The sequence below is a fragment of the Streptomyces spinoverrucosus genome, from assembly GCF_006539505.1.
GTDB classification, from domain to species: domain Bacteria; phylum Actinomycetota; class Actinomycetes; order Streptomycetales; family Streptomycetaceae; genus Streptomyces; species Streptomyces spinoverrucosus.
Map to the genome: position 1 here is coordinate 1 of NZ_BJND01000127.1, position 9,753 is coordinate 9,753.

General features: G+C 72.0%; 8 protein-coding genes and 2 tRNA genes. 4 read left to right on the forward strand and 6 right to left on the reverse strand.

Going from position 1 to position 9,753, the window contains the following annotated elements:
• The first annotated feature begins 15 nt into the window (after positions 1–15).
• A complete protein-coding gene (locus SSP24_RS41470) occupies positions 16–4,224 on the forward strand; it encodes a thioester reductase domain-containing protein (RefSeq protein WP_244951811.1) in 4,209 nt (1,402 codons plus the stop codon).
• Positions 4,225–4,300: 76 nt separating this feature from the next.
• Here the strand turns inward: SSP24_RS41470 and SSP24_RS41475 are convergent, their stop codons facing one another.
• The 3 genes from SSP24_RS41475 to SSP24_RS41485 form a co-directional block, all read right to left on the reverse strand.
• Positions 4,301–5,050: a serine/threonine-protein kinase gene (locus tag SSP24_RS41475; RefSeq protein WP_141316289.1), complete on the reverse strand. Its 750-nt coding sequence runs from the start codon at positions 5,048–5,050 to the stop codon at positions 4,301–4,303.
• 24 nt (positions 5,051–5,074) lie between these two features.
• Positions 5,075–5,851 carry a thioesterase II family protein gene (locus tag SSP24_RS41480; RefSeq protein ID WP_141316291.1) on the reverse strand — a complete coding sequence of 259 codons (777 nt, stop codon included), beginning with the start codon at positions 5,849–5,851 and terminating at the stop codon, positions 5,075–5,077.
• A gap of 141 nt (positions 5,852–5,992) precedes the next feature.
• Entirely contained in the window at positions 5,993–6,676 is a 684-nt protein-coding gene (locus tag SSP24_RS41485; RefSeq protein ID WP_141316293.1) for a ScbR family autoregulator-binding transcription factor, read from the reverse strand.
• Positions 6,677–6,891: 215 nt separating this feature from the next.
• On the opposite strand from SSP24_RS41485, the gene SSP24_RS41490 reads away from it, so the two are divergent.
• The 3 genes from SSP24_RS41490 to SSP24_RS41500 all read left to right on the forward strand — a co-directional run bounded on the left by SSP24_RS41490 (position 6,892) and on the right by SSP24_RS41500 (position 8,661).
• Positions 6,892–7,800 (forward strand): quinone oxidoreductase family protein, encoded by a 909-nt coding sequence (locus SSP24_RS41490; RefSeq protein WP_141316295.1) that lies wholly within the window; start codon positions 6,892–6,894, stop codon positions 7,798–7,800.
• Positions 7,801–7,993: 193 nt separating this feature from the next.
• Positions 7,994–8,251, forward strand: a complete 258-nt coding sequence (locus SSP24_RS41495; protein ID WP_141316297.1) for a type II toxin-antitoxin system VapB family antitoxin — start codon at positions 7,994–7,996, stop codon at positions 8,249–8,251.
• On the forward strand, positions 8,248–8,661 hold the full coding sequence (locus tag SSP24_RS41500) for a PIN domain nuclease (protein WP_141316299.1): 414 nt from the start codon (positions 8,248–8,250) through the stop codon (positions 8,659–8,661). Before SSP24_RS41495 ends, SSP24_RS41500 begins: the two co-directional genes overlap by 4 nt.
• A gap of 196 nt (positions 8,662–8,857) precedes the next feature.
• On the opposite strand, the gene SSP24_RS44740 is transcribed toward SSP24_RS41500, so the two are convergent.
• The 3 genes from SSP24_RS44740 to SSP24_RS41515 form a co-directional block, all read right to left on the reverse strand.
• A complete protein-coding gene (locus SSP24_RS44740) occupies positions 8,858–9,010 on the reverse strand; it encodes an SWIM zinc finger family protein (protein ID WP_229865472.1) in 153 nt (50 codons plus the stop codon).
• Positions 9,011–9,348: 338 nt separating this feature from the next.
• Positions 9,349–9,425 (reverse strand) — tRNA-Ile (locus SSP24_RS41510).
• 189 nt (positions 9,426–9,614) lie between these two features.
• Positions 9,615–9,687, reverse strand: a tRNA-Asn gene (locus SSP24_RS41515).
• Positions 9,688–9,753: the final 66 nt, after the last annotated feature.

Here is a 9,753-nt window from a genome sequence, read left to right on the forward strand (position 1 = left end):
GCCCACATGGACGGCATGCTCGAACGTTTCCGTGCGGTCGCCCGCCAACTGTCCTTCCAGGCGCCGACCGTCCCGATCGTCTCGACCCTCACGGGGCGGCCCGTCACCGTGGCCGAGATGGCGACGCCCGACTACTGGGCGGACCAGGTCCGGAATGCTGTCCGTTTCTCCGACGCCGTCCACTCGCTCGCGGAGCTGGGGGTGACGGCTTTCGTGGAGCTGGGGCCGGGAAGTGCGTTGAGCGCCGCCGCCCGGGAGATCCTCGCGGAGACCGGCGGCGACCACACCGTGGTGCCGCTGCTGCGGCGCCTCGACGCGGAGGCCGAGTCACTGGTCGGCGGATGGGGCACGCTGCACGCGCACGCTGTCCCGGTGGACTGGGCGGCCTTCTTCGAGGGGACGGGCGCCAAGCGGGTGGGCCTGCCCACCTATGCCTTCCAGCAGCGGCGGTACTGGCTGGACGGCCGGGGCTCGGGCAGCGCAGCGGCGGCCGCGGGGCCTGGTGCGACCGGGCATCCAATGCTCGGAACCGCGGTCGAACCGGCCTCGGGCGACGGGCTGCTCTTCAGCGGCCGGTTCTCCAGTGCGGCCCTGCCCCGGCCCACCGAGGGATCCACGGTCCTGCCCACCGCCGCCCTGGTGGAACTCGCCGTGCGCGCCGGTGACGAGGCCGGCTGTACGGTGCTGGACGAACTGACCGTCACCGCGCCCCTGCAGGTGCCGGAACGCCAGGCCCTCCAGCTCCAGGTGGCCGTCGGCGCGGAGGACGGCGAGGGCCGACGGACGCTCACCATCCATTCCCGGCCGGACGACGGCACCCCGTGGACCGCGCACGCCCAAGGCACGCTGAGCTTCGGCGGCCACGCGGCGCCCTTCGACCTCGCCCAGTGGCCCCCCACCGGAGCGGAACCGGTCGAGGTCGCCGACGGGCAAGCGGCGGCGGCCGGTTCGGCGCACGGGCCCGCATGGCGCAAGGACGGCGACCTGTACGCGGAAGTCACGCTGCCGGAGGAGGAGGCGGGCGCGGACCCGGCGGGATTCGGACTGCACCCCGTCCTGCTGGACGCGGCCCTGCGACCGGCCTGGTTCGACGACGCCCCGGGCGCCCTGGCCATCGGGCGTTCCTCCAGGTGGCGCGGTGTGCGTCTGTACGCCACCGGCGCCCGGTCGCTGCGGGTTCGGCTGCGGAGGAACGCCGACGGCGAGCTGTCGCTGTGGCTGGCCGATGCCTCCGGGCAGCCGGTCGCCTCGGTCGACTCCCTGGCGACGGGCCCGGCGGGCGCCGGACAGAGCGCCGACCGCGCCGCCCGGCTCGGCTCCCTGTTCCCGGTCGTGTGGCGGCCGATCACTCTCGCCCAGCCGCCGCACGCCCCGCGCTGGGCCGTCCTCGGCCAGGTGGCGCCCGGTGTCGGCGGGCCGTGGCCGGGCGTCCCGGCACTGGAGACGTTCGCCGACGTGGCCGCGGTGCGCCGAGCCGTCCGCTCCGGGCGGCCGGTGGACGCGGTGGCCGTGCTGTGTGGTGCGTACGACGGAAGCGACACCGCCGGCCACGCGCACGAGCTGACGCGGGGCGCGCTGGCGCTCCTTCAGGACTGGCTGTCTGACGACGAATTGGCCGACGTCCGCCTGGTGGTCGTCACCCGGAGCGCGATGGCGGTCACGCCCGCCGAGGCTCCGGACCCGGCGGCGGCCTCTCTGTGGGGCCTGCTGCGTTCGGCCCAGTCGGAGGCGCCCGGCCGCCTCGCCGTGGTCGATGTCGCCGCCGGGGACACGGACGGCGTATCCGGGTGGGAGCAGTTGTCGCGTGTCCTCGTCTCCGCCGAGCCGCAGGCCGCCGTACGGGCGGGCCGGGTGTTCGTCCCGCGGCTGGGCCCGGCCGCCGCCGGTGCGACGCGGCCCGCGACGGGCGCGTGGAACCCGCGGGGTACGGTCCTCGTCACCGGCGGCACGGGTTCCCTCGGCGGCCTGTTCGCCCGGCACCTGGCCGCGGAGCACGGTGTCGAGCGCTTCGTCCTGCTCAGCCGGCGCGGGCCGGAGGCACCCGGTGCCGCGGAACTCGGCCGCCGGCTGACCGAGTTGGGTGCCGAGGTCTCGATCGTCGCCGGGGACGCGGCCGACCGGGAGGCCCTCGCGGCACTCCTCGCCGACCTTCCCGCCGACCGCCCGCTCACCGCCGTCGTGCACACCGCGGGCGTGGTGGACGACGGGCTCGTGTCCACACTGACCGCCGACCGGCTCGACGCCGTCCTGCGTCCGAAGGTGGACGCGGCATGGAACCTGCACGAGCTCACCCGCGACCTGGACCTGTCGGCGTTCGTGCTCTTCTCGTCCGTCGCGGGTGTGGTCGGCGGCCCCGGCCAGTCCAACTACGCGGCCGCCAACGCCTTCCTGGACGGACTCGCCCAGTACCGGGCCGCGCAGGGCCTGCCGGCCACGTCCGTGGCGTGGGGTCTGTGGTCGCAGACCACCGGGATCAGCGGGCACATGGAGGAGGCCGACTTCAGGAGGATCGCCCGTTCCGGCCTGCTGCCCATCGAGGAGAGCACCGGCCCGGCCCTCCTGGACACCGCGCTCACCCTCGGCGACGCGGCCGTGGTCGCCACGCCCGTCGACCGCGAGGCCCTGCGGGAGAACGCCGCTCAGGCCCCGGTGGTGATGACCGGCCTGCTCCGCAGGCCCGCGCGGCGTACGGCGGTCAACTCCGCGACCGCCGCCGTCTCGCTCGCCGATCAGCTGGCCGGACTGGACGACGCCGCCCGCCGCGAGCATGTGCTCGCGATGGTCCGGGCCCACGTCGCGGCGGTGCTCGGGCACCCCGACGCCACAGGCGGCGGCGTCGACCCGGAGCAGCCGTTCAGCGGTCTCGGCCTCGACTCGCTGACCTCCGTCGAGCTGCGCAACCGACTGGCGGAGGCCGTGGGCGGCCCGCTGCCCACCGGGCTGGTCTTCGACCATCCGACCCCCCGGGCCCTGGCCGGTCACCTGCTGGAGACGGCGTTGCACGGACGGGGCGGCCAGGGCGCCGCGGCCCGGCAGGCGGTCGATCTGGAGGCCGAGGTCGGGCTCGCCGAGGACGTGCGCCCGGCGGCCGAGGTCACCCGGGTGGCCGTCGATCCCGACGCGGTACTCCTGACCGGGGCGACCGGGTTCCTGGGCGCGTTCCTGCTGCGCGACCTCGTGCGCCGGACCCGGGCGAGGGTGTACTGCCTGGTGCGTGCCGAGGACGAGGCCGGGGCCTGGGAGCGGCTGCGGGCGAACCTTCGGTGGTACGGCCTTCATGACGAGGTGGACACCGCTCGCCTCACGGTCCTGGTGGGTGATCTCTCCGAGCCGTGTCTCGGTCTGGGCGAGGCGGAGTTCGACCGCCTGGCCCGCACGGTCGACGCGGTCTACCACGCCGGTGCCCACGTGCACTGGCTGCGCCCCTACGCGGAGCTGAAGGCCACGAACGTGGCCGGGACCGAGGAGGTCCTGCGGCTGGCAGCCCGTCATCGCACCGTTCCCGTGCACTACGTCTCCACCGTGGGTGTCTTCCCCAAGGCGCTCACCGAGGGCGTGCCCGTGCGGGAGGACGATCCGACGGGACCGGCCCGGGAGCTGCCCACGGGGTATGTGCAGAGCAAGTGGGTGGCGGAGCAAATGGTCGGGCTGGCCAGGGAACGCGGCCTGCCGGTCAGTGTGTACCGCGTCGACGTGGTCTCCGGGGACCGGGTGAACGGCGCCTGCCAGACGCAGGACTTCGTGTGGCTGAGCCTGAAGGGGCTGCTCCAGGCCGGCGCCGTCCCCGAGGGACTGTCCGCGGCGGTGCACCCCGTCCCCGTCGACTACGTCAGCGAGGCGATCGTCACCATGTCCCGGCAGGAGCGGTCGGCCGGCGGGACGTTCCATCTGTCCAATCCCAGCAGCCTGGACTTCGCCGCGTGTGTGGAGCACTTCCGCTCCACCGGCTACCGGCTTCAGGAGCTGTCCTGGGACGACTGGTACGCGAGGGTGGCCTCCGACGCCGAGAACGCCATGAACCCGCTCCTCGACGCGTTCGAGGTGCTGGCGACGGACAGCCGACGGTTCTATCCGCGCTTCGACACCACGGGCACGGACACGGCCCTCGACGGCACGGGGATCGTCTGCCCGGAGATGACGCCGGAGCTGTTCTCCCGATACGTGTCGTTCTTTGTGGACAAGGGCTACTTCCCGGCCGCCCCGGCGAAGACGGACCCGGCGTGACATAAACGCGGACGGGCCGGTGGGCGCCATCACCCGGCCCGTCCGGCCCGTCCGGCCTCGTGCGATACGTCGCCCGTCACACCGGTTCGAGCACGGCGCAGCCGAAGTCCGGCCCACGGCCGGCTCCGGCGAGCACCACCAGAGAAGCCTCGTGAGGGTGTTCCCGCTTCAGCAGACTGCTGAGCGCGGCCAGTTGGTCCGATGCGCGCACGATGCGCACGGCATCCGACAAGGTGGCCCCGGCCTCGCCCAACGCCAGCGCGACGGCCTCCCGCTCCGGCCCTTCGAGCCGTACCGCACCTTGGCGCGCCGAAGGGGGCGGGGTACGCCGCCACCGCGCGAGCGAGAAACGTCCTGAACGGGGGCGCCCGGAGGACGGCTCGTGCCACGGCAGGTCCGCGCGGAAGACCGCTCCCTCGGGCAGCCCGCCGAGGAACACCGTCGACAGTACGCGTGCCGCTCCCGTTCCCCTGGCGACGACCGCTCCGGTCGCGCCCCGCTCGGACACGGCCCGGGACGAGGCCGCGCCCGCAGGCGCGACGGCGTGCTCCGCGGTGACCAGGGCGGCACGCAGCCCGTCGGAGGCGGAGAGATACCGAGCGGCGACGTGCAACGCGGCAAGGCCGCCGTCGGCCGGGCTCAGGACCTGCAGGGCGGTGGTACGGGCGCATCCGGCCCGCAGCCGGGTGCGCTCGGCGACCCGGCTCTCCCGGCTTCGGCCGCCGCACCAGGCGTGGACGACCAGATCGATGTCGTCCCCGGCCGCAGGGGAGCGCAGGCACTCCGGCCCGGCGGCGGCGATGAAGACGTCGTCCCAGCGCGTCACTCGTTTCCTTTTATCCGTTTCCTTTTATCGCGACGCGGGGACGGCCGTGAGGTGGTCGAGGGCGTCGAGGACCGTTTCGGCCACGCGCGGCAGGTGCGCGTCCAGGAAGAAGTGACCGCCGTCGAAGACATGGAGGCCGGTCGGGGCCGTGGTGAAGTCCTGCCAGGCGCGCGCCTCGGCCACGGCGACCACCGGGTCCCGGTCGCCGACGAGCACGGTGAACGGTATGGACAGCGGCGGCCCCGGCTGCCATGCGTACGAACCGATCGCCCGGTAGTCGGCCCGCAGCGCGGGCATGACCATGTCGCGGATCTCGGGATCGTCGAGCAACTGCGGGGTGGTGCCGCCCAGTCCGCGTATCGCACGGAGGATGTCCGCGTCCGTGCGCAGCCTGTCGTACGGGCTCGGCTGCGGCGTAGGAGCGCGCCGGCCGGACAGCACGAGCGCCGCGGGGCCGGGCCTGTGCCGCTCCTGGAGGAGCCGGGCGACCTCGTAGGCGAGGACCGCGCCCATGCTGTGCCCGAAGAAGGCGTAGGGCCGCTCATCCTGAAGGGGCAGATGCGCGACGAGCGCTTCGGCGAGCAGGCCGATGTCGGCCAGGGGCTGCTCACGGCGGCGGTCCTGGCGACCGGGGTACTGCGCGGCCAGGACGTCGACGTGCGGCGTCAGGGCCCGGGCCAGCGGAAGGAACGAGCCGGCCGCGCCTCCGGCGTGTGGGAAGCAGTACAGCCGGGGTGCCCGGTCCTCGGACGGCACGGCTCCAGTGGGGTGGCCGATCCTGCGGAACCACTCGTTTCCCACGACGTCTCCCCCGCTTCTTCGACACGCCTTCTTCGACACGCCTTCTTCGACACGTCGACACGCCACCTGTGGCGGCCGACCGGCCACCATGGTGACCGCGGGCGTTCAAAGGGCGCACAAACCGCGCACAAACCCCGGCCGTCAGGCCACGCAGCACGCCTCCTCCAGTTCCAGGCAGCTCTCCTGGCTGTTCTCCGCGGGCCAGACCATCGGCGCCGCGCGGTCCGCGGCGGCCGGCTGGGGCGTCCCGTTGCCCAGGAGCCGGGGCAGCATCAGTCGCCAGAAGCCGGAGACCACGCGCGACGAGGATCCCCACGGCCGGTTCCGGGACAGTGTCGCGAACCCGGCGACGGCGGCCGTGATGGCCGGGACCGCGTCCTCGAAGTCGACGTCCGGGGCCAGAGCGCCCTGGTCCCGAGCCACCGTCAGCATCAGGTGGACCCAGTCGTGCCACTGCTCCCACAGGTCCACGCCGCCCTGCCAGCTCGCGTCGTCCCCGAGGCTGAAACCGGCCCGCAGGACCACGTCATTCATGATCTCCCGCGCCAGTGCCTCGGAGGTGTCGACGAGGTGCCGCAACGGGTCGGGGTGGCGCAGCGGGACGGGACCCGTGAGGTACAGCAGCTTCTGCGCCGCGGCGGCCTCGATCGCCTCTCCCAGCGCGCGCTTGCTCCTGAAGTGGAAATGCAGCGCGCCGTTGCTCACCGCCGCTCGCGAACTGATCGTGTGGATCGAGGAATTGGCGTATCCGGCGCTGTGGAACACTTCTGCGGCCGAGTGGATCAGTTCCTGGCGTGTGCACTGTGCACGGTACTGCTGGACCATGTTGGCGCTCCATGAGTGACGTCGCGCGGATTCTTGTGCGCACGGGAAACTTCTTGTGCGCACGAGAAGATGCCACAGCAGCGGCGGACGGCAAGGTGGGTGCGAAGTAGTTGACACCCAGATTGACCGGAAGTTGACCGTTGCGCGATACCCGGCTGACCAGGAGTTGAGGGCCAGGCACACCGAGGTGCGGGCCCGGGGAGGTACGGTTCACCATGCTCGCGATCAGGTTCGACCGCTTCGGCGGCCCCGAGGTCCTCACGCCCGTGGAGCTGCCCGCTCCCACTCCCGGCGAGGGGGAGGTGCTCGTCACGGTCGAGGCCGCCGGCGTCAACTTCGCGGACACGCACCAGACCGACGGCTCCTATCTCGACGAGGGCGCACTCCCGTACGTCCCGGGGAGCGAGGTCGTGGGCCGCACCGCCGACGGCCGCCGGGTCCTGGCCTCGGTCTCCCACGGCTACGCCGAGCAGGTCGTGGCCGCCGAGTCCAGGCTCGTGGAGATCCCGGACGAACTCGACGCGGCCCAGGCACTGGCCCTCAATATGCAGGGCCTGACCGCGTGGCACCTGCTGCGCTCCGCGGCCCGGATGAACGCCGGGGAGACCGTTGTCGTCCACGCGGCGGCCGGCGGAGTGGGCAGTCTGGCCGTTCAGCTGGCCAAGGAGTTCGGCGCCGGGCGGGTACTGGCCCAGGTGTCCACGCCGGACAAGGAGCGGCTGGCGCTGGACCTCGGTGCGGACGCGATCGCCCGGTACCCGCTGCGGGAGCCCGCCGACGTCATTCTCGACGCGGTCGGCGGGAAGCTCTTCGACGAGGCCCTGGACTCGCTGGCGTCCTTCGGGCGGCTCGTGACGTACGGCAACGCCTCACGCACCGGTTTCACACCCGTCGACCCCGCCCGCCTAAGCCGCCTCAACGCCTCGGTCGTCGGCTTCTGGCTGCGGCCGACACTCAAGGCACCGGGTGCGATCGACGGTCCGCTCAAGGAACTGTTCCGCCTGACGGCCCTCGGCCGCCTCAGCCCGGTCGTCGGCAACAGCTACCCCCTGGCCGAGGCACGCCGCGCCCACGAGGACCTACTCGCCCGCCGCACGGTGGGAAAGACGGTCCTACGACCGTAACGCCCACGAACATCGCCGAGCGCAGAGTCGCCGCAGGTGAAAACGTTCCTGCACCAAGCCCGCGCAGTGGGGTTCCGGGTCCTTCCGTCCCCTGCGTGTCCCCTGACGGTCCCCGCAGGCGACAGGCAACGCCCCGCCAGGCATACAGGATAGTATGTATTGATATACAACACCGTATATACAAGGGGTCGCCATGAGCCGCACCGTGATCGATCTTGATGACGACGCACTGGAGGCCGCTGCCAAGGAGCTCGGCACCACGACCAAGCGCGACACCGTCAACACGGCCCTACGGGAGGTCACCGCCCGCTACCGGCGACTGCGCGCGCTCGGCGAAGCCCGGGAACTGGTCGCCGAAGGCGCCCTGGACATGGACGTCCTCCTGGACAAGAGCAAGTACCGGTCCGCCGGTGAGTCGGACGGCCTCGGCGGCGTGAGAGCGGATGCATGACCGTCGCCGACTACCTGATCGACACCTCCGCCCTCGCCCGTGTCCTCCTCGGCCGGACCACGGCCGAGTGGGACGACACGATCGCCGCGGGGCTTGTCGCCCTCTGTGACATCACCGAACTGGAAGTCCTCTACTCAGCGCGCTCGGCGGCGGACCGGGGGCACGTGCGGCGCACGCTGAACGCCCACTACACCTGGTGTCCCATGCCCGACGGCATCTACCGACGCGCACGCGTCGTCCAGGAACTGCTCACCACCAAGGGCGAGCACCGCAGTGCCGGCACCGTCGACCTGCTGGTCGCCGCTGCCGCGGAAGAGGCGGGGCTGACACTGCTCCACTACGACCGCGACTTCGAGACGATCGCCCGTACGACCGGACAGCCGGTACGGATAATCGATCTCAAGGACTGACCGGTCTCAAGGGGCTGATCAGACGGGCACCCAGCAGCAGCCGCGCCAGGCGCTCGTAGGCAAGGTCCCCGGTCGGCTCCTTCAACCTCTCGACCAGCCGCAGGTACACGCCGAGCACCTCACGCTTCCAGGCCGGAGGCCCGTGCCCGCGCGGCGGCCCGCTGACGCGGGACCGTCTTCGCCCGCCGCAGCACGGTCAACCCACCGCCATACAGTGCTTGCAGAAGTTGCCCTCCTGCCCGTACGGGCAGTCGCACCAGCCCGTGATCCCCTCGCCCCCGCCAAGGGTGAGTTCCACCTCGTAGACGTCCGTACCGTGCACCACGGCGGTGACCGAGCCTTCCCCCACCTCCAACCGCAGACCGGCAGATCCGGGAGACCGACGGGTTCTACCGTCCGCATATGGGGGGCCGCAAGGTTCGCTCACCGCTCCTGTCCCGTACAACGGCGCCGCGTTCGGGACCGACACCGAGGAACGCATGACCGGCTGTCCGGCTCGCCACGCCGTCGACAACGGCCGCGCCCAACTCCCACACGGCGCGTGCGCCCCGTCGTCGGCACCGGGGCCAGGTGGCACAACGCGTCCAGTTCCTCGGCCGGTTCGTCCCGGACAGTTGGGTCAAAGTCCCAATCCGGCAGCCCGAAAGAAACGTTTGCGCAGGTCAGAACGTTTCTTTGACCTGCGCATGGTGGGGCGGGTGGGACTCGAACCCACGGCCGACGGATTATGAGTCCGCTGCTCTAACCGGCTGAGCTACCGCCCCATAGCGGCGTGTCGCGCACATTTGTGCGCGCCGTCTGCCGCAGCATAGCCGCTCATACGATCTCCTGCTCCGGATGGTCGGCTTCCACGGCGTCCGTGACCTTGAGGACTCCCCCGCAGCCCCGGCGGTTCCGCCGGACCGGAAACCGGGACATGAAAAAGGACCCCGACGGGGTCCTCGTTCAGGCTGCTCCCCCGACTGGACTCGAACCAGTAACCTGCCGGTTAACAGCCGGCTGCTCTGCCAATTGAGCTACGGAGGACCGAGCTCCCCCGACTGGACTCGAACCAGTAACCTGCCGGTTAACAGCCGGCTGCTCTGCCAATTG